The organism is Pseudomonas sp. AC463 (genome assembly GCF_979253585.1).
Map to the genome: position 1 here is coordinate 1 of NZ_CEEDDZ010000022.1, position 24,837 is coordinate 24,837.

Annotated in this window: 23 protein-coding genes; 7 read left to right on the forward strand and 16 right to left on the reverse strand. The window is 62.6% G+C overall.

What is annotated here, in order from left to right:
* Positions 1-106 precede the first annotated feature (106 nt).
* The 3 genes from AC0IYH_RS23860 to AC0IYH_RS23870 all read right to left on the reverse strand — a co-directional run bounded on the left by AC0IYH_RS23860 (position 107) and on the right by AC0IYH_RS23870 (position 1,939).
* The gene (locus tag AC0IYH_RS23860) at positions 107-565 is read right to left on the reverse strand and encodes an anti-sigma factor (RefSeq protein ID WP_471836511.1); all 459 of its coding nucleotides are present in this window, start codon (positions 563-565) and stop codon (positions 107-109) included.
* A 76-nt stretch (positions 566-641) separates the two neighbouring features.
* The gene (locus AC0IYH_RS23865) at positions 642-1,319 is read right to left on the reverse strand and encodes an anti-sigma factor (protein ID WP_471836513.1); all 678 of its coding nucleotides are present in this window, start codon (positions 1,317-1,319) and stop codon (positions 642-644) included.
* The gene (locus AC0IYH_RS23870; protein WP_116626735.1) at positions 1,316-1,939 is read right to left on the reverse strand and encodes a sigma-70 family RNA polymerase sigma factor; all 624 of its coding nucleotides are present in this window, start codon (positions 1,937-1,939) and stop codon (positions 1,316-1,318) included. The genes AC0IYH_RS23865 and AC0IYH_RS23870 overlap by 4 nt, the downstream gene beginning before the upstream one ends.
* Before the next feature lie 138 nt (positions 1,940-2,077).
* On the opposite strand from AC0IYH_RS23870, the gene AC0IYH_RS23875 reads away from it, so the two are divergent.
* The gene (locus AC0IYH_RS23875; protein ID WP_010207073.1) at positions 2,078-2,650 is read left to right on the forward strand and encodes a DUF2780 domain-containing protein; all 573 of its coding nucleotides are present in this window, start codon (positions 2,078-2,080) and stop codon (positions 2,648-2,650) included.
* Here AC0IYH_RS23875 and AC0IYH_RS23880 read toward each other — a convergent pair.
* On the reverse strand, positions 2,647-3,534 hold the full coding sequence (locus AC0IYH_RS23880; protein ID WP_471836515.1) for an acyltransferase: 888 nt from the start codon (positions 3,532-3,534) through the stop codon (positions 2,647-2,649). The two genes, AC0IYH_RS23875 and AC0IYH_RS23880, sit on opposite strands and share 4 nt — an antisense overlap.
* Before the next feature lie 171 nt (positions 3,535-3,705).
* On the opposite strand from AC0IYH_RS23880, the gene rloA2 reads away from it, so the two are divergent.
* From rloA2 to creD, 4 genes are read left to right on the forward strand one after another with little or no spacing between them, the layout of a single operon-like run.
* Entirely contained in the window at positions 3,706-4,206 is a 501-nt protein-coding gene (gene rloA2, locus AC0IYH_RS23885) for a retropepsin-like aspartic peptidase RloA2 (protein ID WP_116626733.1), read from the forward strand.
* Between the two features lie 11 nt (positions 4,207-4,217).
* On the forward strand, positions 4,218-4,886 hold the full coding sequence (creB, locus tag AC0IYH_RS23890) for a two-component system response regulator CreB (RefSeq protein ID WP_471836517.1): 669 nt from the start codon (positions 4,218-4,220) through the stop codon (positions 4,884-4,886).
* A complete protein-coding gene (gene creC / locus AC0IYH_RS23895) occupies positions 4,886-6,325 on the forward strand; it encodes a two-component system sensor histidine kinase CreC (RefSeq protein WP_122774661.1) in 1,440 nt (479 codons plus the stop codon). Before creB ends, creC begins: the two co-directional genes overlap by 1 nt.
* Before the next feature lie 51 nt (positions 6,326-6,376).
* On the forward strand, positions 6,377-7,750 hold the full coding sequence (creD, locus tag AC0IYH_RS23900; RefSeq protein ID WP_122774662.1) for a cell envelope integrity protein CreD: 1,374 nt from the start codon (positions 6,377-6,379) through the stop codon (positions 7,748-7,750).
* 84 nt (positions 7,751-7,834) lie between these two features.
* Here creD and AC0IYH_RS23905 read toward each other — a convergent pair whose 3' ends face one another.
* The 8 genes from AC0IYH_RS23905 to AC0IYH_RS23940 form a co-directional block, all read right to left on the reverse strand.
* The gene (locus tag AC0IYH_RS23905; RefSeq protein WP_116626729.1) at positions 7,835-8,464 is read right to left on the reverse strand and encodes a glutathione S-transferase; all 630 of its coding nucleotides are present in this window, start codon (positions 8,462-8,464) and stop codon (positions 7,835-7,837) included.
* 162 nt (positions 8,465-8,626) lie between these two features.
* Entirely contained in the window at positions 8,627-8,809 is a 183-nt protein-coding gene (locus AC0IYH_RS23910) for a hypothetical protein (protein ID WP_116626728.1), read from the reverse strand.
* Positions 8,806-9,909 carry a PepSY-associated TM helix domain-containing protein gene (locus AC0IYH_RS23915; RefSeq protein ID WP_471836519.1) on the reverse strand — a complete coding sequence of 368 codons (1,104 nt, stop codon included), beginning with the start codon at positions 9,907-9,909 and terminating at the stop codon, positions 8,806-8,808. Before AC0IYH_RS23915 ends, AC0IYH_RS23910 begins: the two co-directional genes overlap by 4 nt.
* A 62-nt stretch (positions 9,910-9,971) precedes the next feature.
* On the reverse strand, positions 9,972-12,401 hold the full coding sequence (locus AC0IYH_RS23920) for a TonB-dependent siderophore receptor (RefSeq protein ID WP_471836521.1): 2,430 nt from the start codon (positions 12,399-12,401) through the stop codon (positions 9,972-9,974).
* A 136-nt stretch (positions 12,402-12,537) separates the two neighbouring features.
* Entirely contained in the window at positions 12,538-13,506 is a 969-nt protein-coding gene (locus AC0IYH_RS23925) for a FecR domain-containing protein (RefSeq protein ID WP_471836522.1), read from the reverse strand.
* Positions 13,503-14,021, reverse strand: a complete 519-nt coding sequence (locus AC0IYH_RS23930) for an RNA polymerase sigma factor (protein WP_116626724.1) — start codon at positions 14,019-14,021, stop codon at positions 13,503-13,505. The genes AC0IYH_RS23925 and AC0IYH_RS23930 overlap by 4 nt, the downstream gene beginning before the upstream one ends.
* 100 nt (positions 14,022-14,121) lie before the next feature.
* A complete protein-coding gene (locus AC0IYH_RS23935) occupies positions 14,122-14,829 on the reverse strand; it encodes a 3'-5' exonuclease (RefSeq protein WP_471836523.1) in 708 nt (235 codons plus the stop codon).
* Positions 14,826-16,748: a putative nucleotidyltransferase substrate binding domain-containing protein gene (locus AC0IYH_RS23940; protein WP_471836525.1), complete on the reverse strand. Its 1,923-nt coding sequence runs from the start codon at positions 16,746-16,748 to the stop codon at positions 14,826-14,828. The genes AC0IYH_RS23935 and AC0IYH_RS23940 overlap by 4 nt, the downstream gene beginning before the upstream one ends.
* A gap of 245 nt (positions 16,749-16,993) precedes the next feature.
* On the opposite strand from AC0IYH_RS23940, the gene AC0IYH_RS23945 reads away from it, so the two are divergent.
* Positions 16,994-17,440 (forward strand): response regulator, encoded by a 447-nt coding sequence (locus tag AC0IYH_RS23945; protein ID WP_116626721.1) that lies wholly within the window; start codon positions 16,994-16,996, stop codon positions 17,438-17,440.
* A 161-nt stretch (positions 17,441-17,601) separates the two neighbouring features.
* Here the strand turns inward: AC0IYH_RS23945 and AC0IYH_RS23950 are convergent, their stop codons facing one another.
* Entirely contained in the window at positions 17,602-19,779 is a 2,178-nt protein-coding gene (locus tag AC0IYH_RS23950; RefSeq protein WP_471836526.1) for a malate synthase G, read from the reverse strand.
* Between the two features lie 266 nt (positions 19,780-20,045).
* Here AC0IYH_RS23950 and AC0IYH_RS23955 point away from each other — a divergent pair, with 266 nt between their 5' ends.
* Positions 20,046-20,558: an ACT domain-containing protein gene (locus AC0IYH_RS23955; protein ID WP_116626719.1), complete on the forward strand. Its 513-nt coding sequence runs from the start codon at positions 20,046-20,048 to the stop codon at positions 20,556-20,558.
* Positions 20,559-20,781: 223 nt separating this feature from the next.
* On the opposite strand, the gene rarD is transcribed toward AC0IYH_RS23955, so the two are convergent.
* From rarD to AC0IYH_RS23970, 3 genes are all read right to left on the reverse strand, one after another.
* The gene (rarD, locus tag AC0IYH_RS23960) at positions 20,782-21,666 is read right to left on the reverse strand and encodes an EamA family transporter RarD (RefSeq protein ID WP_116626718.1); all 885 of its coding nucleotides are present in this window, start codon (positions 21,664-21,666) and stop codon (positions 20,782-20,784) included.
* Between the two features lie 133 nt (positions 21,667-21,799).
* Entirely contained in the window at positions 21,800-22,774 is a 975-nt protein-coding gene (locus AC0IYH_RS23965; RefSeq protein WP_116626717.1) for a serine/threonine protein kinase, read from the reverse strand.
* A gap of 116 nt (positions 22,775-22,890) precedes the next feature.
* The gene (locus tag AC0IYH_RS23970; protein WP_471836528.1) at positions 22,891-24,789 is read right to left on the reverse strand and encodes a PhoX family protein; all 1,899 of its coding nucleotides are present in this window, start codon (positions 24,787-24,789) and stop codon (positions 22,891-22,893) included.
* Positions 24,790-24,837: the final 48 nt, after the last annotated feature.

The window sequence follows — 24,837 nt, forward strand, 5'->3', positions numbered from 1 at the left end:
TCCTGATCATGCGTATTAACCTGTAAACCATGTCCCCGGTTAGAAATGTAAACGATGTCCCCGGTTTGTACCGGGGCTTGCCCCCTCCCACATTGGTTTTGTGTTGTCAGCGGGTAGCCAGTGCACCCTGGTACACCGTCGGGCCTGTGGGCTGTTTGGTCACCGAGCCGCCTTTTGTCTCCGAACTCACCATCAACTCCACCGGCTGGCTGATGCTCGCCTGCTGGCGCGGGTTGAGGCCGATTATGCCTTGGCCATCCTCCGGCAACAGTCCCAGTGACACCGGCTTGCCGCCTTCGGGCATGGCCCACAGTTCCAGGCTTTGGTCGGGTGCCGGGGCGGTGGTGGCGATGGGTTCGACTTCGAGGTAATCCTTGTGCGCTCTGATCTGCGCGGCCGGCTGCTGGGTGGTGGTCACCAGGGTGGCGGCGGATTTGACGTTGTCCTGGGTGTAGAGCGCGCCGCCGAGGCCGCTGAGGATGGCCACGCACACGCCGATAAATACGCGCGGGCGGCTCCAGAAAGGCGGCTTGGGCTCAATGATGGTGGGGCGGGTCGCGCTCATTGGGATATTCCTGACAGGGCTTTCAGACTTGTCATGGACCCCGACGGGCGCGATCGGTTCCTGGCTCCGAGTCCGCTCAAAGTGATGCCAATTGGCCCTGATACAACACTGGCCCGGTCGGTTGGCCGGTCGGCGAACCACCGCGTGGCTCCAGGCTCACGGCCAGGGTCAGCGGCGCAGAAAGCAGCGCTTGGTGTTCCTTGCTCAACTGGATCCGCCCCTTGCCGGCAGCCGGCACCAGCCCCAGAGAAATGGGCTTGCCACCGGCGGGAATGACCCACAATTCCAGATCACGCGTAGGCTCCACGGCAGCCAAGGCCAGCGGTTCGATTTGCAGGTGGTCGGCAAACGCCTTGATCTGCAACGCCGGTTGCTGATCGGCCGCGACCAGGGTGGCGTTGTATTCCACGCCCAGGTCGCGCTGGTACAGCACACCCACCAGCACGGCGATGACCACCCCGAACGCCGCCGCCCACAGGCGCAGGTTCTGCCACCATGGTTTTTTCTCCGGCACGTGCAGCACCTGCGGCTCGATCCGCGCCTGGATGCCCGCCCACACATGCGCAGGCACCGGGCGCTCGGGCAGGGCGCCGGTGAGGCTGGCGAGGGCGGCTTGCCAATGGCCGAGTTCCACGCGCAGCGCGGCGTCGTCCAGCAACAGGGCATCGAAGCGCCGACGCGCGGTGGCGGGCATCAGCCCGATGGCGTAGTCGGCGGCCAGGGCGCGGCGCAGGGCGGTGGTCTGGTAGTTCATGATTCAAGGCACCTGCGCAGACGCTCCATGCCGCGGCGAATCCAGGATTTGACCGAGCCCAGGGGCGCCGCCAAGTGGTCGGCCAGCTCCGAGCACGACAGGCCCTGGAAGTAAGCCACGGTGATCGACTGGCGCTGCTTGCCGTCGAGGGTATCGAGGCAGCGGTTGAGGGCGCGGGCTTCGCGTTCGCTGTGAAGTTGCTCGTGGGCGCTGGGGCCGTCGTCGAGCATGGCCTCGAGCTGGCCGTCGGCCAACGGCTGCTCGCGGCGTTTGCGCAGTTGGTCGATGGCCAGGTTGCGGGTGATGTTCACCATCCAGGTCATCGGCGCCGCCAGGTGCGGCTCGTAGCGCGACGCGTTGTACCAGATGCGCACAAAAGCTTCCTGCAGCACTTCTTCGGCGAGGTCCGAGCGCCCCATAAAGCGGTAGGCCACACCGTGCAGGCGCGGGGACACCCGACGGTAGAGGGTTTCGAACGCCTGGCGGTTGCCCAGGGCGCATTGGGCAAGCAGCGGCTGCAACGGATCGTCGTGGGTGGAAATAGGGCTTCTCCAGGCCCTCGAACGAGGGCGACGGGACTGCGCACGGTAGGCTGAGGGTAGTTCAGCTTGGGCATTCATTCCATCCAACTCCGGGCGACGTGTAGGGATATACGCAAGGCAGGGCGATTCGGATGCACTGCTTGTGTATCGGGGGAACAAGCCCCGTAATCGCCAGTCCAACGCCTGCTTTCACCCCTACACCCAGAGGTTGTTTCGATGAAGATTTCACGCGGTTTCGCCCTTTCCTGCCTGATGACCCTGGCAGCCGGCCCGGTGTTCGCCGCAGGCTTCAGCCTTGGCGACGCGGCCAATGCGATTTCCGGCATGCAGGGTGGCAACAACAAGGCCGCTGCTGCCGCGCCGTCGTCGGAGACGGCCGGCCTGCTCAGCGCACTGACCTCGCAACTGAACATCACCCCCGAACAGGCCGTCGGCGGCACCGGCGCCATGCTCGGCCTGGCGAAGAACAAACTCAGCGGCAATGACTATTCGCAATTGGGCAACAGCGTGCCGGGCCTCGACCAGTTGTCGGGTAACAATGCGTTGGGCAGCCTCGGCGCCTTGAGCGGGATGCTCGGCCAGACCGGCGGCAGCAAGACCAGCGGCCTCGACGGCCTGCTGGGTAACGTGAAAAACACCAACGACCTCAACACCGCGTTCAGCGCCCTGGGCATGGACAGCGGCATGATCGGCCAGTTTGCCCCGGTGATCCTGCAATACCTGGGCGGCCAGGGCGCCAGCAGCTCGGTACTGGGCAAATTGGCCCAGGCCTGGGGTACTGGCAGCTAAGGCTGCCCCGCGCGCAGTTGCTCGATGCGCGCGTCCTTGTCCTTCCAGAGCTGGTTGACCCAGTTCTGGACGGTCTGGCGAAACGCCGGGTCGTTCTCGTAATCGCCTTGCCACAGCGCTGGGTCCAGCTCGCGGGTCTGGATATCGATGATCACCTCTGGCACCGCGCCGCTGATCAAGTCCCAGAACCCCGGAATCCTGTCCTGTGGATACACCACGGTCACATCCAGCACCGCGTCCAGCTGCTCGCCCATTGCGGCCAGCACAAACGCCACGCCACCGGCCTTGGGCTTGAGCAAACGGGTGAAGGGTGAATCCTGCTGCTTGCGCTTTGCCTCGTTGAACCGCGTGCCTTCCAGGTAGTTGACCACCGTCACCGGCTGGCGCCTGAACAGCTCGCAGGCCTGCTTGGTGATCTTCAAATCCTGCCCCGCCAGCTCCGGGTGCTTGGCCAGGAACGCCTTGCTGTAGCGCTTCATGAACGGGTAATCCAGCGCCCACCACGCCAGGCCCAGGAATGGCACCCAGATCAGTTCTTTTTTCAGGAAGAATTTGAAGAACGGCGTGCGCCGGTTAAGGGCCTGGATCAGCGCCGGGATATCGACCCAGGACTGGTGGTTGCTGATCACCAGGTAAGAGGTATCGCCGCGCAGCTCGGCGCCGCCGCGAATGTCCCAGTGGGTGGGGATGCACAGCGCGAAAATCAGCTTGTCGATCTCGGCCCAGGTCTCGGCGATCCACATCACCGCCCATGACATGTAGTCACGCGTACGGCCTGGCGCCACCAGCTTGAGCAGCGCGAACACCAGCAGCGGGCCGATCAGGATCAGCGTATTGAGCAATAGCAGCAGTGAGACAAAACAGCCGGTGAGCAGGCGGCGCATAAGCAACTCTTGGAATCTTGTGGGCGGGCCATCATAAGCAAGCTGAGTCTAGAGGCCAAATCGCAAAGCGTCGGACGAATGTTTCACAATGTGGCTGGTAGGGTTGAGAACTAACTAACGATGGCTTTTGCGGTCTAGAATCCGCCTACTTCTTTCCGAGGAAATCACTTCGTGAAACTGCTCCTTGCCTCCCTCGCCCTGGCTGCCTTGCCGGTCATGGCCGCCGAACCGACCCTTTACGGGCGCTACGAATACATTCAATTGCCGGAGATCGGCGAAACCTTCAAGGCCAAGATGGACACCGGTGCGCTGACCGCCTCGCTGTCGGCCCGCGACATCGAAACCTTCACCCGTGACGGCGACGATTGGGTGCGCTTCCGCCTCGGCGGCAAGGACGCGACCAACAAGGTCTACGAACACAAAGTGTCGCGCATCAGCAAAATCAAGAGCCGCGCCGACGAAGACGACGACAAGGACGAAGCCAGCGTGGCCAAGCGCCCGGTGATCGACCTGGAAATGTGCCTGGGCGACGTCAAGCGCACCGTCGAGGTCAACCTCACCGACCGCAGCAGCTTCAACTACCCGCTGCTGATCGGCGCCAAGGCCCTGCGTGAATTCGGCGCAGCGGTAAACCCGGCACGTCGTTACACTGCCGACAAACCGGACTGCTGACGAACCACACAATGCCCCACATCCTGATTGTCGAAGACGAAGCGGCGATAGCCGACACGCTGATATTCGCCCTGCAAGGCGAAGGCTTTACCACCACCTGGCTGAGCCTCGGCCAGGAGGCGCTGGCCCATCAGCGCGCCACCCCGGCTGACCTGATCATCCTCGACATCGGCTTGCCCGACATCAGCGGCTTTGAAACCTGCAAGCAACTGCGACGCTTCAGTGAAGTGCCGGTGATGTTCCTCAGTGCCCGGGATGGCGAGATCGACCGCGTGGTGGGGCTGGAGATCGGTGCAGACGACTATGTGGTCAAGCCTTTCAGCCCACGGGAAGTGGCGGCGCGGGTTCGGGCTATCCTCAAGCGCGTCGGCCCAGGTGTTGCGCCTGCCGTATTCCAGGTGGACCTGGAGCGCATGCAAATCAGCTATCGCGGCCAGCCCTTGAGCCTTACGCGCCACGAATTCCGTTTGCTGCAAAGCCTGCTGGAACAACCCGAGCGGGTGTTCAGCCGCGAGCAACTGCTGGACGCGGTGGGCGTGGCTGCGGATGCCGGCTACGAGCGCAATATCGATAGCCATATCAAAAGCCTGCGCGGCAAATTGCGCAGCGTGGCCGCCGAGGCCGAACCGATCCAGACCCATCGCGGCCTCGGCTACAGCTACAGCCCGAGCAACAGCTGATGCGCCTGGGGCTGCGGATTTTCCTGGTGTACGCGCTGTTTATCGGCCTCACCGGCTACTTTGTGCTCAGCACCGTGATGAAGGAAATCCGCCCCGGCGTGCGCCAGTCCACCGAAGAAACCCTGGTGGACACCGCCAACCTGCTGGCCGAGATCCTGCGCGACGACGTGAAAAACGGCACCCTCGGCCAAAGCCACTGGCCGGAGCTGCTCAAGGCCTACGGCAATCGCCAGCCGGGCGCGACCATCTGGGGGCTGCCGAAAAATCAGGTCAATCACCGCATCTATGTGACCGACGCCAAGGGCAGCGTGCTGCTCGATTCCTCGGGCGAAGCCGTGGGCCAGGACTACTCCAAGTGGAACGACGTGTACCTGACCCTGCGCGGCGAATACGGCGCGCGCTCCACCCGCAGCGAACTGGACGACCCCACCTCCTCGGTGATGCACGTGGGCGCGCCGATCCGTGACAACGGCCAGATCATCGGCGTGGTCACGGTGGCCAAGCCCAACAGCTCGTTGCAGCCGTATGTGGACCGCACGGAACGCCGCCTGCTGTGGTACGGCGCCGGGTTGGTGATTCTTGGCCTGTTGCTCGGCGCGTTGCTGTCGTGGTGGCTGAGCGTTGCGTTAAGACGGCTGACGGCCTATGCCGAAGCCGTCAGCGAAGGCCGTCGCGCCGAGTTGCCGCATTACCGGGGCGGCGAGCTCAAGCAGTTGTCCACCGCTGTGGAGCACATGCGCACGCAGCTGGAGGGCAAGGCCTACGTCGAGCATTACGTGCACACCTTGACCCATGAATTGAAAAGCCCGCTGGCGGCTATTCGCGGCGCGGCCGAGCTGTTGCAGGGCGACATGACCCGCGAGCAGCAGCAGCGTTTTGTCGGCAATATCGACAGCGAAAGCGCACGCCTGCAGCAGTTGATCGAACGCCTGCTGAACCTGGCGCAGGTGGAGCAGCGCCAGGGGTTGGAAGAACAAATCAGCATGCCCTTGGCCGCCCTGGTCGAAGATGTACTCAAGGCCCAATGCGCACGCATTGAAGGCGCCGGCTTGCGGGTGGAGCAGGATATTGCGCCGGACGTGAAGGTATTCGGCGAACCCTTCCTGCTGCGCCAGGCCCTGGGCAACCTGCTGGAGAATGCCCTGGATTTCACCCCGCCGGGCGGCGCATTAAGGTTCAGCGCGCAGACGCGGCATAACGACGTGCAGGTGAGCCTGTTCAACCAGGCCGCGCCGATTCCGGACTACGCCCTGCCGCGCCTGAGCGAGCGTTTCTACTCGCTGCCACGCCCGGCCAGCGGGCGCAAAAGTACCGGCCTGGGCCTCAACTTTGTCGAAGAAGTGATGAAGCTGCACGGCGGCGCGCTGCAGATCGGCAACGTGCCAGGCGGCGTGCAGGCGGTGCTGCATCTCCACACAGTCTCCACATTGCCCACATAAATCCCCCACACAGGCTGCCCAGACTCTCCCCATCCAAACAGGGAGAGACCCATGAACCGCAGCCTGCTTTTCAAACTTGGCGCGATTGCGCTGCTGATTCTTTTGTTGCTGATTCCGTTGCTGATGATCAACGGCATCATTGCCGACCGTCAGCTCACCCGCGACGCGGTACTGGAAGACATCGCCCGCAGTTCCAGCTTCAGCCAACGCCTCACTGGCCCGGTGATGGTGGTGCCGTACCGCAAGACCGTGCGCGAGTGGAAACTCAATGAAAAGCTCAACAAACGCTACGAGGAAACCCGCGAAGAGCGTGGTCGTCTGTATTTCCTGCCGGACCGTTTTGAACTCGACGGCAAAGTGCAGACCGAACTGCGCGCACGCGGCATCTACCAGGCGCGGCTGTTCCATGCCGACAACCGCATCAGCGGGCGTTTCGAGTTGCCTGCGCAATTGGGTATCACCGAAAACTTTGCCGATTACCGCTTTGAGCCGGCGTTTCTGGCGGTGGGCATCAGCGATATTCGCGGCATTGAAAACGCCCTGAGCCTGGAGCTGGGCAGCCAGCGCCTGGAGTTCGAACCGGGCTCCCAGGTGGATTGGCTGGGGGAGGGCGTGCACGTGGCGCTGCCGGAGCAGGACAGCAAAAAACCAGCCGTTCTGGAGTTCGCCTTTGACCTGCGCCTGCAAGGCACCGAGCAACTGCAAGTGGTGCCGGTGGGCAAGACCAGCCAGGTGTCGCTCGCGTCCAACTGGCCGCACCCGAGCTTTATCGGCAACTTCCTGCCAGCCCAGCGCGAAGTTACCGACACCGGCTTTACGGCCAGTTGGCAGACCACGTTCTTTTCCACCAACCTCGAGCAAGCCCTGCAAACCTGCCTGGACGGCCAGGGCTGCAAAGACTTCAACGGCCGCAGCTTCGGCGTGAACTTCATCGACCCGGTGGACCAGTACCTCAAGAGCGACCGTGCGATCAAATACGCGCTGCTGTTTATCGCCCTCACGTTCGCCGGCTTCTTCCTGTTCGAAGTGCTGAAAAACCTGGCGGTGCACCCGATCCAATATGCGCTGGTGGGCTTTGCCCTGGCGTTCTTCTACCTGCTGCTGTTGTCGTTGTCCGAGCACCTGGGCTTTGCGCTGGCCTACCTGATATCGGCGAGTGCCTGTGTATTGCTGATCGGTTTTTACGTGTGCCACGTGCTGCGCAGTGTCAGCCACGGCCTGGGCTTTTCGGCGGGGTTGGCGGCGCTGTATGGCTTGTTGTACGGGCTGTTGAGTGCCGAGGATTACGCGCTGCTGATGGGCTCGCTGCTGCTGTTCGGCCTGCTGGGCACGGTGATGGTGCTGACCCGTAAGCTGGATTGGTATGGGGTGGGCAAACGCAAGGTGGTTGAGCCGTTGCAGTTTGATCTGGGGGTGGTGCAATGATTGGCTTGCGCGAGGATCAGCACATGAAGAGGCAACTGGTGGCGAGGATTGCGGCCTTGCTTGCCCCACCACCACTGCACAAGGTCAAACCGGCGGCTGGGTCTGCTGCATCGAAGGCCGCTGGCTGATCTCGGCGTACCAGGCGGCGAGCTGCGGGTTGTCTGCGCGCCATTGCATATCGGGGTGGCGGAAGTCCAGGTAGCCCAGGGCGCAGGCGACGCTGATGGCGGCGACGTCGAAGTGGCTGGCCAGTTCGGCAATCGCGTCCTGTTCCAGCTCGGCGAGGGTGCGGCGGATCTTGTTGCGCTGCTCATCCAGCCACGGCGCCCAGTGTTTTTCCTCGGGGCGCAGGGCCGACTCATAACGCACCAGCACGGCGGCGTCCATGATGCCGTCGGCCATCGAGGCCAGGGTCAGGCGCCGCCAGCGGGCCGAGCCGTCGCGAGGAATCAGCGGGTTGCCGACGTGCTGGTGATCGATGTAATCGAGGATCACCCGGCTGTCGTGCAGCACCGAGCCATCGGCCAGGCGCAGGGCGGGGATCTTGCCCACGGGGTTGCCTTGCACCACTTGGGCGTCGGGGTTTACCGGGGTCGGCATGCAGCTTTGCAGGGCTACGCGGTCCTGCTGGCCGGTCTCGATCAGCAGCACGCGGACTTTACGCACAAAGGGTGAAGCGGGATTGTGGAACAGGGTCATGCTGGGAGCGGCCATGGGCATTCCTCTGAATAGACTGGGGCTAGCCTAGAGGGTTGCGCGGTGGCTGGCGAGGGGTTGTGGGTGTTTTTCAGGGCCTCATCGGGGGCAAGCCCCCTCCCACACTTGAAGGTGTTCACAAATCAAAATGTGGGAGGGGGCTTGCCCCCGATGAGGCCTTCAGCAGCGCCGTTTGAACAAGGACCAAACCCCAATTGCAGCAGGCACACCCAACCCCACCCAACTCAGCGAATCCCACCACCCATCCCCCAGCAACGCCGCAAACAACCCGGCCGCACTGAGCACGCCGATCCCCAGCGGAATCCCGAACACCTTCCAGAAATTCGACTGACGCGGCTTCATGCCTTGCCCGCCTTGCGTCGCACGATCCACAGGTAAATCCCGCTGACCAGCACGATGATGGTCAGCACATCCAGCACCGCCCAGAGGATCTTCATCGGCATGCCGCCGTAGTCGCCAAAGTGCAGCGGCTGGGACATGCCCATGGCGTCCATGTACCACGGCCGTTCGGCGATGGCGGTGACGGCCAGGGTGCTGGCGTCGATCAATACCGGCGTCAGCAGGTGCGAGGTCAGGTGGGTGCTGCCCTTCATGAACACCGCGTAATGGTGCTCGCTGGAAAAGCGTGTGCCGGGGAAGGCGATGAAGTCCGGCTGCATGCCTGGTGCGGCCTTGGCGGCGATGGTCAGCAGTTCGGTGGCCGGTGCGCGTTGGGTCAGCGGCGGCGCAGTTTTGTACGGCTCGATCATGGCGCTGAGGCTGTCCTGGCGCCAGGCGGCGATGATCAGGTCGGCGCAGGCGCTGATCACGCCGGTCACGCCCACCACCAGGGCCCAGGTCAGGGTGACCACGCCGATCAGGTTATGCAGGTCGAGCCAGCGCAGGCGGGTGGATTTGTCCTGGCGCACGGTGGCGAATTTCAACCGGCGCATGAACGGCAGGTACAGCACCGTGCCCGAGACGATTGCGACCACAAACAAAATACCCATGAACGCCAGCAGCAACTTGCCCGGCAGCCCGGCGAACATATCCACATGCAGGCGCAACAGGAACAGGGTCAAGCCGCCATTCGCCGAGGGCAACTCCACCGACTCGCCGGTGCGCGCGTCCAGCATGAAGGTGTGGGACGAGTTGGGCTCGGTACCGGCCGTGGTGGCCATGATCGCGATCACGCCGTTTTTGTCGTCCTCGTCCCACGCCAGGTATTGCATGGCCTCGCCGGGGCGATGGGCCTCGGCTTTCGCCACCAGCTGCTCAAGGTTCAGCTGCGGCGTGTCGGCGGGCATCTGCGCCAATTGCGGCTCGTTGCCCAGCAGGTGGTCGATCTCATGGTGAAACACCAACGGCAGGCCGGTGAGGGCGAGCAGCAGCAGGAACACCGTGCAGATCAGGCTGGTCCAGGTGTGGACGAAGGACCAGCGGCGGATGGTTTTGCTTTTCATTTTCTAGCCTTCAGACACACCAAAGCCGCCCACTGGGGCGGCCTGGTTGTTAACTCAGCCGATTACCACTGGTAGGTGGCGCTGGCGACGACGCTGCGTTGGTCGCCGAAGTAGCAGTAGGAGCCGTCACAGGTGGAAATGTAGTCCTTGTTGAACAGGTTGGTGGCGTTCAGTTTTACCGACGCACCCTTCAGGCTGTTATCCAGGCGGCCGAGGTCGTAATGCACCGCGCCGTCGAAGATGGTGTAGGCATTGGCTTTGCCGGTCCAGGTATTGCCTTGATCGCCATAGGTGTTGCCGGTGTAGCGCGCGCCGAAACCAATGCCGAAGCCATCAAGCACGCCGGTGTGCCAGGTGTAGTCGGTCCACAGCGAGGCTTGCTGGTTGGGGATCAGTTGCAGGCGGTTGCCTTTGTAGATGCCAGTTTGCACCTCGGACTTGGATAGGGTGTAGGCGGCGATCACCTTGAGGTTTTCGGTCACGTCAGACACCGCTTCCAGCTCCAGGCCCTTGACCTTCACTTCGCCTGCCTGATCGGTGATCGACTGGTTGCCCGAGCCGATTCGGGTTACCAGCACGTTTTTCTGGGTCAGGTCGTAGACCGCCGCGCTCAGCAGGGTATTAGAACCGGGCGGCTGATACTTGATCCCCAGTTCCCATTGCTTGCCTTCGGTGGGCTTGTACGACTTGACCGGGTCAACGCTGGCGTTGCTCGCTGGTTGGAAGGATTCGGCGTAGGACAGGTAAGGCACAAACCCAGAATCGAACACATAGCTCAGCGCCGCGTTGCCGCTGAAGTTCTTGCTGCGATCAGTGTTGGTCGCGTCCAGTTTGTTGAAGTAGGTGGTGCCCTGGTGCACCCAGTCTTCACGCCCGCCGAGGGTCAGGCGCCAGTTGTCGAGGGCCATCTGGTCCTGCACGTAGAGGCCGGTCTGGACGGTTTTCTGGTTGTAGTCGTAATAAGGCGTTACGCCGACCGGGCGCAGGGTGGGCGTGGTGTTGACCGGGTCGAAAATATTGATGTTCGACGCAGTACCGTAGATCGTCCGGAAGGAAGTGTCGGTGCGCTGGTGATCCAGGCCGAGCAACACGGTGTGGGTGATGTCGCCGGTGGCGAAGTCAGCCTGGAAGTTGTTGTCCACCGCGAACTGACCGATGTTCTCGTCAACATTGGTAGACGAGCGGCTGATATCGCCCGCTGCGTTAGCCGGGGAATAGATATATGAGCCCACGGTCAATTGCTGGAACGACAGCTCGGATTTGGTATAGCGCAGGTTCTGGTGGAACTGCCAGGTGTCGTTGAAGCGGTGTTCAAACGCGTAACCCAAGGCGTAGTAAGTCCGGTCGTAGAACTCGTAGTCCGGGTCGCCGAGGTTCTTGTGGTGGGAAACGTCGCCCTGCGGGAGCTTGATCTTGGTGCCCTGGATCGGCATGAACTGGCTGGTGGCCCCTGTATCGTCGCGGGTGAACTGCGACAGGAAAGTCAGCTTGGTATCCGGGTCGATGTTCCAGGTCAGGCTTGGCGCAATGTTGTAGCGCTTGTTATCGATATGGTCGACCTGGGTGCCCGCATCGCGCACCACACCGCTGACGCCATAGAGGAACTGGCCTTCATCGTCGATCTTGCCAGTGCTGGCGAAATTGATCTGGCGGTAGTTGTCGCTGCCGTATTGCACCTGGATGGCGCTGCTTTGTTCGGCGCTGGGACGGCGGCTGACCATGTCCAGCAGGCCGCCCGGTGGGGTCTGGCCATACACCGACGAGGCTGGGCCGCGCAGCAGGGCGAGACGGTCGAGGTTCCAGGTTTCGGCTTTGGGGTTGGCGTAAACGCCGCGTGGCAGTGGCAGGCCGTCGAGGAACTGTGTGGGTTCGAAGCCGCGCACGCGCATCCAGTCATAGCGGGTGTCGCTGCCGTAGCTGGCGGACACGATGCCCGGCATGTATTTAACCGCGTCATCCAGGTTCTGCACGTTGCGGTCTTGCATCTGCTCGCGGGTGGCGACGGAGATCGAACGCGGGGCTTCCACCAGCGCGGTGTCGGTCTTGGTGCCGGCGGCGGTTCGCGACGCGAGGTAGCCTTGCACAGGGCCCCACGCACTTTCATAGCTGCCTTGGCCGGTGATGTTGGTCACCGGCAGCGCCATCACGCCTTCCGGAACCGCCACCAGGGAATAAGTCCCCGCACTGCTCTGCTCCAGCTGCAACCCGGTACCCCGCAACGCCTCACGCAGCGCGCCCGGCGCGTCGAACTGGCCCTGCACCGGGGCCGAGGTCTTGCCCGATGCCAGCGCGGGGTTGAGGGTCAGCGCGAGGCCGGCCTGGCTGGCGATCTGGTTCAGGGTGCTCGCCAGCGGCGCGGCCGGCAGGTTGTAGGCGCGCACGCTGGAGGCCTGTTCGGCGGCGATCAGCGAGGTGCTGGCCAGCGGGGCACTGAGGGCAATGGCCATGGCTAACAGGCTGGGGCGCAACAGGGTGTCTAGCGTGCGGGACATAGGGCGGCTCCTGAATGGAAGTAATTCGCAATTGCCTATGTGCCGAATGAGAATTGAAAAGTGATAGGGCAGCGTGAAAATATTTTTTTGTGGTGGGGGCTTGCCCCCGATGGCTATAGACCTGACACCCAATAACCTAAGGCTTTCCTTTAACCGTCACCCACCACGGCGTGTGCTGCTCAATCTGCACCGGCAACGTCGGCAACAGCGCATTCAGCGCCAGCGTGGTGTCATGCAACGGGAAGCTGCCAGTGATGCGCAGGTCGGCCACCTGTTTATCCACACCCAAATAACCCGTTCGATAACGGCTCAGTTCTGCCACCACATCACCCAGCCGGGCGTTGTCGACCACCAGCATGCCGCGTGTCCACGCGTCGGTGGCCGGGGTAACGGCCAGCAGCGGGCCGAGGCCATCACTGCGCATCAGCACTTGCTGGCCTTCCTTGAAGATCTGTTCCTGCTTTAGCGCCTCGGGCTGCGCGCCCACCGCCGATTGCAGCACGCTCAGGCGCGTGGCGTCGTCTTCGCGCTTGACGATAAACCGCGTGCCCAGCGCCCGCAGGCTGCCGTCGCGGGTTTGTACATAGAATGGCCGCGCATCGTTGTGGCCGGTTTCGACGAGAATTTCGCCTTCCTGCAACACGATCAGCCGGCGCTTATCGTCGAAACGCACGTCGATGGCGCTGTGGGTATTGAGGTTGATCACCGTACCGTCCGCCAGCTTCAGCGTGCGCTGTTCGCCGGTGGCGGTGCGCTGGTCAGCCAGCCAATAGTGGATCGGCACGTAGCGCTCGCCGGCAAACAACGCCAGGCCGCACACCAGCGCGATGCTCGCCAGGCCGCTGCCCAGCTTGCGCACACGCTGGCGAATGCCTTCGCGCGACTGCAACAGTGCCACCCGCGCCGGGCCCGAGGCGATGCTGAAACGCTGGTCGAGCATGCCCAGCTGGCGCCACGCGCGGGCGTGCTCTTCATCGCTGGCCAGCCATTTACTGAACTCTTCGCGTTCGATGGCGCTGCCGTCGCCCGAATCGAGGGACAGTTGCCAGGCAATCGCCGCATCCAGCACACGGGCCGACACCGGCTTGGAACTGATCACGCTCACGACGGCTCGCCATACAGCGCGATATAGCACTGGCGAATGCCCTGGGCCAGATACTGGCGCACGCGCGGTACCGACACGCCCAGGCGCTGGGCGATTTCTGCATGGCCCAGGCCGTCGAGGCGGTTATAGAGGAAGGCTGCGCGGGCCTTGCTCGACAGCTTGCCGAGCAGGCGGTCGATGGCCTTGAGGTCTTCGAGGATCAGTTGCTGTTCTTCCGGCGAGGGGTGTTCGCTTTCCGGGATCAGCATCAGTTCGGTGAGGTACGCCTGCTCCAGCGCGGCGCGGCGGAAGTAGTCGAACAGCAAGCCCTTGGCGATCGCCACCAGAAACGCGCGTGGCTCGCGGGGTGTACGCAGCTCGTCACGGCCGAGCAGGCGCATGAAGGTGTCCTGGCTCAGGTCCTCGGCGCGGCTCGGGCAGGCCACATTGCGCCGCAGCCAAGCCAACAGCCAGCCACGATGGTCGCGATACAACGCGCCAACCAGCTCACTGTGTGGGTTTGGGACCGACGACAAGGCATCACCGAATAAACAATAGGTTTAAACTAACGAGAATTATTCGCGATTGTGTCAGAGGCACAGGCAGGGCGCAATTGGCGTCTGTCGGGAGATGACATTAAAACGATGGCGCTTGTTTACGCCGTTTCCATTGGCTCAAGCGCTCTTGCAGCGCCTGGGGCGAGTCGATTTGCTGGCTGCGTGCGCGGCTCAACAGGATCAGCATCAGCTCCGCCGTGGCCAGGGCATCGGCGCTGGCGTGATGGCGTTCGCCCACCTGCAGGTTGAAATGGTTGATCCAGTCGTCCAGCCCGGCTTCGCGAATGTGCGCCTCGGGGCACAGCAGCGGGGCGACCTCGGCAACATCCAGAAAAGTGTGGGCCAGCCGGTAGCCCAGGCTGTCCTTGAGCGCGCGGCAGAGCATGTGTTGATCGAACGGCGCGTGGAACGCGAGCAACGGGCTGTCACCAACGAATTCCATAAAGTCCAGCAGCGCCTCTACCGGGTCGCTGCCGGCGGCGATGGCGCTGGGGCCCAGGCCGTGGATCAGCACGCTGGGTCTGAGTTTGCTCTCGGCACGGTGCAGGGTGCGTTCGAACAGCTGCGAGAAATCCACCGCGCCATCCTCGATCACCACCGCGCCGATGGACAGCACCTGGTCGCGGTTGAGGTTCAGGCCGCTGGTTTCCAGGTCGACCACGACCCAGCGTTGAGCCTGTAACGGGCCGTCGCCCAATACGCCGGGCTTGGGCAGTTGCGCCAGTCGCTGTTGCTGCGTCGCGTCGAGCCCGGGTTTTTTCGTACGCAACCAGCTGAACAAACTCACAGCTGATACCGCAAGGTCAGGCTGCTTTGCAGGCGTTGGGCCTGGCGCAGGGATTCACGCAGGATGCGTCGGTCGAGGTGGTTGAGGCTGTCGGGGTCGACGCGGTTGGAGTACGGCTGGTTTTCGCGCGTCTGCAACTGGTGCTGCTGCATGCGGGTTTGCTGAATAAAGTGGTAAGCCTCTTCATAGGCTGCGCCGTCCAGCGGCTCGATAACTTCCTTGACCACCAGCTGGCGCAGGCGCTCCAGGGTGTTGTTGGCGTGGATGCCATTGGCCAGGGCCAGCAAGCGTGCGCCGTCTACAAAGGGCGTAAGGCCCTGGACCTTGAGGTCGAGGGTGGCTTTCTCGCCGCCTTTACGTGTGAGCACGAATTCTCGGAAACGTCCTACGGGTGGGCGCTGGCGCAAGGCGTTCCCGGCCATCATTCGCTGGAACAGACGATTGTCGGCTACCTGGTCGAGGATGCCCTGGCGCAGTTGCTCGCAGCCACGTTCCTCGCCCCACACCACGCGCAAATCGAAATAGATGCTCGAACTCAGCAGATTCTCCGGCGTGGCCTCGCGAATAAACGCGCCGAAACGCCGCGCCCACTCCGCTCGCGACAGGCACAGCTCGGGGTTGCCGGCCATGATATTGCCCTTGCACAGGCTGAAGCCGCACAGCGCCAGGCTCTGGTTGATGTGCTGCGCCAACGGCAGCAGGCGGCCACGGATCATCGCGGCGTCGACGGCGTCCTTGGCGTCGAACAGAATGCCGTTGTCCTGGTCGGTGAACAGCGTTTGCTCGCGCCGGCCTTCGCTGCCGAAGCACAGCCAGCTGAAGGGTACGCCGGGGTCGCCTTTTTCGGCGAGGCTCAGCTCGATCACCCGGCACACGGTGTGATCGTTGAGCAGGGTAATAATGTGGGTGATCTGGGTCGAGGACGCGCCATGGGCGAGCATGCGCTCCACCAGTTGGCCGATCTCGCCGCGAATCGCCACCAGGTTGTCCACTCGCGGCGCGTTGCGGATGGTGCGCGCCAGGTGCACCAGGTCGACCCGTTGCAGGGAAAACAGGTCGCGCTCGGACACCACGCCACACAGGCGCTGGTCTTTGACCAGGCACACGTGGGCGATATGCCGCTCGGTCATGGCGATGGCCGCGTCGAAGGCGCTGTGGTCCGGGGTGAGAAAGAACGGTGCCTGGGTCATATGGGCGTCGATGGCCTGGCTGAAATCGCTGGTGCCGTCCGCCACCACCTGGCGCAGGTCGCGCAGGGTGAAAATCCCCAGCGGCGCTTTGTGTTCATCGACGATCACAATGCTGCCCACTTGCTGCTCGTGCATCAGCGTCACCGCCTCGCGCAGCGGCGTCTGCGGGCTGCAGGTGACCGGGTGGCGCATGGCCAATTCGCCCAGGCGGGTGTTCAGGGAGTATTGCGTGCCGAGGGTTTCCACGGCTTTTTGCTGCACTTGCTGGTTGACCTGATCCAGCAGGCTGCTGACGCCGCGCAAGGCAAAATCGCGAAACGGGCTGGACAGCGCGAACAGCTTGATAAATGCCGGCTTGTTCAGTTGCAGGCAGAAGGTGTCTTCGGCGGCCTTGTGCTCGGTGCGGGTCGCTCGTTCACCCAGTAGCGCGGCGAGGGGGAAACACTCGCCGGTGGTGATTTCGAAGGTGGTCTGGGTTGAATCCGGCCGCTCGCCCACGACGCGGCCCTGCTTGACGATGTAAAAGTGCTCCACCGGCCCGCCCGACGGCTTGAGAATGCTCTCGCCGGGGCCGAAAAAGCGCAGTTGGCACTGCTCGACCAGGAACGCCAGGTGCGCGTGTTCCATCTGGTTGAACGGCGGGAAGCGTTGCAGGAACTGCAGGGTGCCGTGGATGTTCTGCAATACAGCAGTTTTCCCCGCCTGGGCGAAGGCATCAGCTTTACTCATAAACAAGACCGCATTTTTTTGTCGTTATCGTCCTGCATGGTCGACTCCCGCGCGGCGGGTGCCCATTGGACGTAAGTCTAGGTCGATGAAAACATCGTACAACTAAGGAAAAACCTTACATGACTATCGTCCAAACCCCGTAGAACACCCACTAGTCAAACTTTCCGACGAAGTGCACATTGATCGCCCTTCCGCAGATGTCTGACGAGTGTGCTGGGAGATTGATGAGAACTGCTGAGAACCGTATGTCCGACCACGATATTTTGAGCGATGCCGAGCGCGAGGCGCTGAGCGCCGTGATGCTGGAGCCTGATTTGCCACCGCAACGCGTGTTGATTGTCGACGACGACAAGGACGCGCGCGAACTGCTGGCGGAAATCCTGGGCCTGGACGGTATTCGTTGCATGACCGCCGACAGTGGCAAGACAGCGTGGGAGTTGTTGAGCTCCAGCAGCTCCATCGGTTTGCTGATTACCGACCTGCGCATGGCCCCAAGCAATGGCCTGGAACTGATCCGACAAGTGCGCAGCTCTACCCGGGCGGCGCTGCCGATCATCATCATGTCGGGGGATGCCGAAGCGCCGGATGTGATCGATGCGATGCATTTGAGTGTGGTGGACTTTTTGCTCAAGCCGATTGATAGCGTGAAGCTGGCGAAGATGGTGAAGCGGGAGTTGGGGATGGCCTCCTGATTTTGTAGTGAATGTGCCGGCCCTATCGGGGGCAAGCCCCCTCCCACACTTGAATGTGTTCACAAATCAAATGTGGGAGGGGGCTTGCCCCCGATGAGGCCCTAACAGCCACCACCAGCCCCAAAGAAAAAGCCCTGATCTCACGATCAGGGCTTTTTCATTTACAGGCCGTTTTTAGCCTTGAACTCCCGACGCCGGCGATGCAACACCGGCTCGGTATAGCCGTTAGGCTGCTTAATCCCTTCAATCACCAACTCCACCGCTGCCTGGAACGCGATGTTGCTGTCGAAATCCGGTGCCAGTGGGCGGTACAGCGCATCCCCGGCGTTTTGACGGTCCACCACCGGCGCCATGCGCTTGAGGCTTTCCAGCACCTGGTCTTGGTTGACGATGCCGTGGCGCAGCCAGTTGGCGATGTGCTGGCTGGAGATGCGCAGGGTGGCGCGGTCTTCCATCAGGCCCACATCGTTGATGTCCGGCACCTTGGAGCAGCCGACGCCCTGGTCGATCCAGCGGACTACATAACCGAGGATGCCCTGGGCATTGTTGTCCAGCTCGTTACGGATTTCTTCGTCGGACCAATCGGTGTTGCTGGCCAGAGGAATCGTCAGGATGTCGTCCACCGATGCACGTTCGCGCTTGGCCAGTTCGGCCTGGCGGGCGAACACGTCGACCTTGTGATAGTGCAGCGCGTGCAGCGCAGCCGCCGTCGGCGACGGTACCCAGGCGGTGTTGGCGCCGGCCAGTGGGTGGGCAATTTTCTGTTCGAGCATCGCCGCCATCAGGTCGGGCATTGCCCACATGCCTTTACCGATTTGCGCACGACCTTGCAGGCCGGTGCTCAAGCCGATATCGACGTTCCAGTTTTCATACGCGCCAATCCACTTTTCCGACTTCATGGCGGCCTTGCGCACCATCGCGCCGGCTTCCATGGAGGTGTGGATTTCGTCGCCGGTGCGGTCGAGGAAGCCGGTGTTGATAAACACCACGCGCTCGCTGGCCGCCTTGATGCAGGCCTTGAGGTTGACCGTGGTGCGGCGCTCCTCGTCCATGATCCCGACTTTGAGGGTGTTGCGCGGCAGGTTCAGCACGTCTTCGATGCGGCCGAACAGCTCGTTGGTGAACGCGGCTTCTTCCGGGCCATGCATCTTCGGCTTCACGATGTAAACGGAACCGGTGCGGCTGTTCTTGCGGCTGCTGGTGCCGTTGAGGCTGTGGATCGCCGCCAGGCTGGTGAGCAGGCCGTCGAGGATGCCTTCCGGCACTTCGTTGCCGTCTTTGTCGAGGATCGCGTCGATGGTCATCAAGTGGCCAACGTTGCGCACGAACAACAGCGAACGGCCATGCAGGGTCACATCGTTACCGTCGACACCGGTGTAGACGCGGTCGGCGTTCATGGTGCGGGTGAAGGTCTTGCCGCCCTTGGCCACTTCTTCGGCCAGGTCGCCTTTCATCAGGCCGAGCCAGTTGCGGTAGATCACCACTTTGTCATCGGCATCGACGGCGGCGACGGAGTCTTCGCAGTCCATGATGGTGGTCAGCGCGGCTTCCATCAGCACGTCTTTGACGCCGGCGGCGTCGGTCTGGCCGACGGGGGTGCTGGCGTCGATCTGGATTTCGAAGTGCAGGCCGTTGTGTTTGAGCAGGATCGCAATCGGCGCGGCCGCTGGGCCCTGGAAGCCGATCAGTTGCGCGTCGTCACGCAGGCCGCTGTTGCTGCCGCCCTTGAGGCTGACGATCAACACGCCATCGACAATCTTGTAACCGGTGGAGTCGGCGTGGCTGCCGGCGCTGAGCGGCGCGGCTTCGTCGAGGAAGGCGCGGGCGAAGGCGATGACTTTATCGCCCCGCACTTTGTTGTAGCCCTTGCCCCTCTCGGCGCCGTCGGCTTCGCTGATGGCATCGGTGCCATACAGCGCGTCGTACAGCGAGCCCCAGCGCGCATTGGAAGCGTTGAGGGCGAAGCGGGCGTTCATCACCGGCACCACCAGCTGTGGGCCGGCCATACGGGCAATTTCGTCGTCGACGTTTTGGGTCGAGGCCTGGAAGTCTGCGGCTTCTGGCAGCAGGTATCCGATATCGTGCAGGAAGGCTTTGTAGGCCACCGGGTCGTGGGCCTGGCCGGCGTGGGTCTGGTGCCAGGTGTCGATCCGCGCCTGGAAATCATCGCGTTTGGCGAGTAGGGCTTTGTTCTTCGGAGCCAGGTCGTGGATGACCTTGTCGGCGCCGGCCCAGAACTGGTCGGCAGTGATGCCGGTACCGGGAATGGCTTCGTTGTTCACGAAGTCGAACAGGACTTTGGCGACCTGCAGGCCACCGACTTGAACGTGTTCAGTCATTGCTTGCCTCACTCTGCGGAGCTTATGCGCTGTTTCAGATTTTCATTATGTAGTGCACGGTTGCGCATACTACAGGATGACTTGCGGTTGTGAAAATTAGACTAAATACGTCGTTTAGCGACCCACTTTGGTCGTACGGTCACAGCGGAGAACGGGATGTTCTCAAAAAACTATTGGATTGTTCCAGATAAATATAAAAATGGTACACGATTTGTTTTCGAGGGCCCCCGGGTCCACCTTGTAGATTGAATTCAGAGGGCTTCGCCATGGACCATCTTGTACTCACTATTATCGCCGCCGACAAACCCGGTCTGGTTGAACGCATCGCGCAGAACATTGCGGCCCACGGCGGCAACTGGCTGGAAAGCCGCATGGCGCACATGGCCGGGCAGTTTGCCGGGATTCTGCGCGTCAGTGTGCCGACCGAGCAGCGTCAGGCGCTGGTGGGTGCGCTGGAGGATTTATCCACACACGGCATTCGCGTGCTGGTGGGCGAGGGCAGCAGCGGGCAGGCCTCGGCATCCAAATCGATCATGATGACGCTGGTGGGTAACGACCGAGCGGGCATTGTGCGCGAAATCACCGCGCTGCTGAGCCAGCAAGGCGTGAACCTCGAAAGCCTGAGCACCGACGTGCGCCCGGCGCCCATGAGCGGTGATCCACTGTTTACCGCCGAGGCGCTGTTGCAGGTGCCGACGGCGTTATCCCTGGATACCTTGCAGCTGTCGCTGGAAACCCTGGCCGATGATTTGATGGTGGAACTGCACCACGAGGAATAATCAGCCCACAAGGTTATGCATGGAAATCTTGCATGGGCCTGTGGATAACCTGTAGAGACCCGGCGCCAGGCCAGGCCGGCCGGGCTTCTTCGCGAGCTGAGCAAAAAACGAGCAGTTTCAAGGGCTTGTGCACAAATGGCGGGGATCAGGTTGTGGATAACCTTGGGGTGGATCGCTGCAAGCCACGCCCGCTGTGGCTTGCAGAGGTTTGTACGTTATTTGATCAGCGTTTGCGTACGCTCAGCCAGGCATCCAGGCTGTACACCACCAGCCCGGCCCAGATAAACGCGAAGGCGATCAGGGTGCTGGTGGCCAGGTGTTCACCGAACAGCAGCACCGCTTCCAGCAGCACCAGGGTCGGCGCCACGTACTGTAAAAAGCCCAGCGCGGTGTAGGGCAAATGCCGTGCGGCGGCGTTGAAACACACCAGCGGGATCAGCGTCACCGGGCCGGCGGCCACCAGCCACCAGGCTTCGGAGGTGCTCCAGAACGCCAGCTGTGCACTGTGGGCCGACGGGTTGAACAGCAACCACGCCACGGCAATCGGCACCAGCATCCAGGTTTCCACTACCAGACCCGGCAAGGCCTTGACCGGCGCCTGCTTGCGGATCAGCCCATAGAAGCCGAACGTCAGCGCCAATACCAGCGACACCCACGGCAAACTGCCCACCTGCCACACCTGTTGCGCCACACCCACGGCCGCCAGCCCGACGGCCGCCCACTGCAAGCGGCGCAGGCGTTCGCCGAGGATCAGCATGCCCAGTAACACATTCACCAGCGGGTTGATGTAGTAACCCAGGCTGGCCTCGAGCATGCGCCCACTGTTCACCGACCACACGTAGGTCAGCCAGTTGCCCGCAATCAACGAGCCGCTGAGGGCCAGGATCGCCAGGCGCTTGGGGTTGTCACGCAGCTCGCGGAACCAGCCGGGGTGCTTCCACACCATCAGCAGCAACCCGCCGAACAGCGCCGACCACAGCACGCGGTGCACGATGATTTCGGCGGCGGGTACGCTGGCGATGGCTTTGAAGTAGAGCGGGAACAGGCCCCAGATGACATAGGCGCTCAGGCCCAGGATGTACCCCTTGCGGGGGTTGGCGGCGTGCATTGCAGAATCCTTGCTTAGGCAGCTAACAAAGCGCGATTGTAAGGATATTTGTCCGGGAGTGGGACCTGCTTGGCAATGAGATCTGCTTTATGTGGGAGGGGGGCAAGCCCCCTCCCACATAAAGCAAAAGCGGTTAAAACAACTTCAGAGGTTCTTCGTTGAGGGCCGACAACTGCTCACGCAACGCCAACACCTGATCGCCCCAATACCGCTCGCTGCCGAACCACGGGAAGCTGTGGGGGAACGCCGGGTCGTCCCAGCGCCGTGCGAGCCAGGCGCTGTAGTGCATCAGGCGCAGGGCGCGAAGCGGTTCGATCAGCGCCAGTTCGCGCGGGTCGAAGTCGTGGAATTCCTGGTAGCCATCCATCAATTCCGACAGCTGCCCCAGGCACTCCTGACGATCACCGGCGAGCATCATCCACAGGTCCTGCACCGCCGGGCCCATGCGGCAGTCATCCAGGTCGACGATGTGGAACATCTCGTCGCGGCACATCATGTTGCCGGGGTGGCAATCGCCGTGCATGCGGATGTTCTTGTGCGGCGTGGCCTTGTACACCTCTTCGACGCGCTTGAGCAGGTCGCGGGCGACGGACTCATAGGCCGGCAGCAGGCTCTTGGGAATGAAGTTACCTTCGAGCAAGGTGTTGAGGGAATCGTGACCGAAGTTCTTCACCCCCAGGGCTTCGCGGTGTTCGAACGGGCGGGTGGAGCCCACCGCGTGCAAACGCCCGAGCAATTGCCCAAGGCGATAGAGTTGATCGAGGTTGCCCGGCTCCGGCGCGCGGCCGCCACGGCGGGGGAACAGGGTGAAGCGGAAACCGGCGTGTTCGAACAGGCTTTCGCCATTGTGGATCAGTGGCGCGACGACCGGCACTTCGCATTCGGCGAGTTCGAAGGTGAAGCGGTGTTCTTCGAGGATCGCGTCGTTGGTCCAGCGCTGGGGGCGATAGAACTTGGCGATCAGCGGTTCGGAGTCTTCGATGCCCACCTGATACACGCGGTTTTCGTAGCTGTTGAGCGCAAGAACGCGAGCATCGCTGAGAAAACCGATGCTTTCGACGGCGTCGAGTACGAGGTCGGGGGTGAGTGTTTCAAACGGATGGGCCATGCGAACTCCTGCGCGCAGCAGGGCGCCGCGTCCGGCTCGGTATGGTAACGCACACTGAGATAGATAGGTGGTGGCTGTACTGGGCTCATCGGGGGCTTGCCCCCGATGAGTCCCTATCAGGCGCCCACAACCCCACCATCATCCCGCCGAATCGCCATCACCGAAGACCGCGGCTTGCCATTCGGCAAATGCTCCGGCCAGGTCGACCCGCCGGTTTCCCCCGGATGCTGAATCCCCACAAACAACGTCTTCTGATCCGGCGAAAAGCTGATCCCCGTGACCTCACACGCCACCGGCCCGACCATGAACCGGCGAATCTCCCCGGTGCTCGGGTCGGCGCACAGCATCTGGTTATTGCCCATCCCGGCGAAATCCCCTGCGTTGCTGTAGTCGCCGTCGGTCAGAATCCACAGGCGCCCGGCCTTGTCGAAACCCAGGCCGTCGGGGCTGTTGAACATGTTCTGCGGGTTGATGTTCGACGAGCCGCCCTTGGGCGTGCCGGCATGCACGCCGGGGTTGCCGGCCACCACAAACAGGTCCCAGGTGAATTCCAGGGCGTCGTGGTTATCGGCGTCGGCCTTCCAGCGCAGGATCTGGCCGTAGACGTTCTTCTCGCGCGGGTTGGGGCCGCCGACCGGCTGGCCGTCTTCGCCGCGCTTGGCGTTGTTGGTGAGGGTGCAATACACCTGGCCATCGGTGGGGCTGACCACGATCCATTCCGGGCGGTCCATGCGCGTGGCTTTCACCACGCTGGCGGCCAGGCGCGCGTGGATCAGCACTTCGGCCTGGCTGGCAAACCCTGTGCTGGCGTCGATGCCGTTTTTGCCATGGGTCAACTCGACCCACTTGCCCTTGCCCTTGGGGTGGTCGGCGTTGCCGTCGCCGGCGTCGAAAATCGCCACGTACAAGGTGCCGTGGTCGAGCAGGTCTTTGTTGGCCTTGGGGTTCTTGTGGTTGATCTTGTCGCGGCTGACGAACTTGTAGATGAACTCGCCGCGCTCGTCGTCGCCCATGTACACCACGGCGCGGCCGTCGCGGGTTTCTGCCAGCGCGGCGTTTTCGTGTTTGAAGCGGCCCAGGGCAGTGCGCTTGGCCGGGGTGGATTGCGGGTCGAACGGGTCGATTTCCACTACCCAGCCGTGACGGTTGAGTTCATTGGGGTTCTTGGCGATGTCGAAGCGCGGGTCGTGCAGGTGCCAGTTGATCTCTTTGCTGGCGGCGACCACGCCGTAGCGTTTTTGCCCGGCATCGAAGGTTTGTTGTGGGTTGCTGCTGCCGAAGCAGTCGGTGAAGTTCTCTTCACAGGTCAGATAAGTGCCCCACGGGGTCTTGCCGTTGGCGCAGTTCTGGAAGGTGCCGAGGGCTTTTTTGCCGGACTTGTCGGCGCTGGTTTTCAGCCAGTCGTGGCCGGCGGCGGGGCCGCTGAGGCGGATCGGCGAATTGCCGTGGATGCGCCGGTTGTAGCGCGAGTCCTGGACGAACTGCCAGGTGTCGCCCTTGCGCCGCACTTCGATCACCGATACGCCTTCACTGGCCTGGGCCTTGTGCACGTCTTCGGCCGATTGCGGCGCGCCGCCGTGGGCGTAGAGGTAACGGTAGTTGGTGTATTCGTTGTTGATCGCCATCAGCGCGCGGTTGTCTTCGCCGGGGAAGGCGAACAGGCTCATGCCGTCGTTGTTGTCGCCGAACTGCTGCTCCTGGGCCTTGGCCGTGCCGTTGCCGGACGGGTCAAACGCCGGTGCGCTCTTGCTCAGTGGCTGGCCCCAACTGATCAGCACCGAGGCGCTGTAGCCCGGCGGCAAGGTGATGGCGTCGCTGGTGGCTGCGGCGATGCTGGTAAAACCGAGCAACGGGCTGGCCGTGGCGGCGTTGACGGCCAGGGCGCTGCGGGTCAGCAGGTTGCCGCCCAGGAACATCGCGGCGCCGCACAGGGCGCCGGCGCCGATAAAGCGGCGGCGGGTGAGGCCGACCATCTGTTCCAGGTCGGTGGCTTGGTTTTCTTCTAATAGGCTCATCTCAGGCTCCCTGCGGTTTTTGCAGACACCATAAGGAGCGCGCGTGAC

Bases quoted from the DNA above. Each gene is read 5' to 3' on its own strand.
- AC0IYH_RS23905 (WP_116626729.1), bottom strand. From the start codon at position 8,464: ATGGCCGCTCCCAGCATGACCCTGTTCCACAATCCCGCTTCACCCTTT.
- creC (WP_122774661.1), top strand. From the start codon at position 4,886: ATGCGCCTGGGGCTGCGGATTTTCCTGGTGTACGCGCTGTTTATCGGC.
- AC0IYH_RS23880 (WP_471836515.1), bottom strand. From the start codon at position 3,534: ATGCGCCGCCTGCTCACCGGCTGTTTTGTCTCACTGCTGCTATTGCTC.
- AC0IYH_RS23920 (WP_471836521.1), bottom strand. From the start codon at position 12,401: ATGTCCCGCACGCTAGACACCCTGTTGCGCCCCAGCCTGTTAGCCATG.
- AC0IYH_RS23940 (WP_471836525.1), bottom strand. From the start codon at position 16,748: ATGAGTAAAGCTGATGCCTTCGCCCAGGCGGGGAAAACTGCTGTATTG.
- creD (WP_122774662.1), top strand. From the start codon at position 6,377: ATGAACCGCAGCCTGCTTTTCAAACTTGGCGCGATTGCGCTGCTGATT.
- AC0IYH_RS23860 (WP_471836511.1), bottom strand. From the start codon at position 565: ATGAGCGCGACCCGCCCCACCATCATTGAGCCCAAGCCGCCTTTCTGG.
- AC0IYH_RS23915 (WP_471836519.1), bottom strand. From the start codon at position 9,909: ATGAAAAGCAAAACCATCCGCCGCTGGTCCTTCGTCCACACCTGGACC.
- AC0IYH_RS23965 (WP_116626717.1), bottom strand. From the start codon at position 22,774: ATGGCCCATCCGTTTGAAACACTCACCCCCGACCTCGTACTCGACGCC.
- AC0IYH_RS23950 (WP_471836526.1), bottom strand. From the start codon at position 19,779: ATGACTGAACACGTTCAAGTCGGTGGCCTGCAGGTCGCCAAAGTCCTG.
- AC0IYH_RS23970 (WP_471836528.1), bottom strand. From the start codon at position 24,789: ATGAGCCTATTAGAAGAAAACCAAGCCACCGACCTGGAACAGATGGTC.
- AC0IYH_RS23945 (WP_116626721.1), top strand. From the start codon at position 16,994: ATGTCCGACCACGATATTTTGAGCGATGCCGAGCGCGAGGCGCTGAGC.
- AC0IYH_RS23875 (WP_010207073.1), top strand. From the start codon at position 2,078: ATGAAGATTTCACGCGGTTTCGCCCTTTCCTGCCTGATGACCCTGGCA.
- rarD (WP_116626718.1), bottom strand. From the start codon at position 21,666: ATGCACGCCGCCAACCCCCGCAAGGGGTACATCCTGGGCCTGAGCGCC.
- AC0IYH_RS23955 (WP_116626719.1), top strand. From the start codon at position 20,046: ATGGACCATCTTGTACTCACTATTATCGCCGCCGACAAACCCGGTCTG.
- creB (WP_471836517.1), top strand. From the start codon at position 4,218: ATGCCCCACATCCTGATTGTCGAAGACGAAGCGGCGATAGCCGACACG.
- AC0IYH_RS23865 (WP_471836513.1), bottom strand. From the start codon at position 1,319: ATGAACTACCAGACCACCGCCCTGCGCCGCGCCCTGGCCGCCGACTAC.
- AC0IYH_RS23870 (WP_116626735.1), bottom strand. From the start codon at position 1,939: ATGAATGCCCAAGCTGAACTACCCTCAGCCTACCGTGCGCAGTCCCGT.
- AC0IYH_RS23910 (WP_116626728.1), bottom strand. From the start codon at position 8,809: ATGAAGCCGCGTCAGTCGAATTTCTGGAAGGTGTTCGGGATTCCGCTG.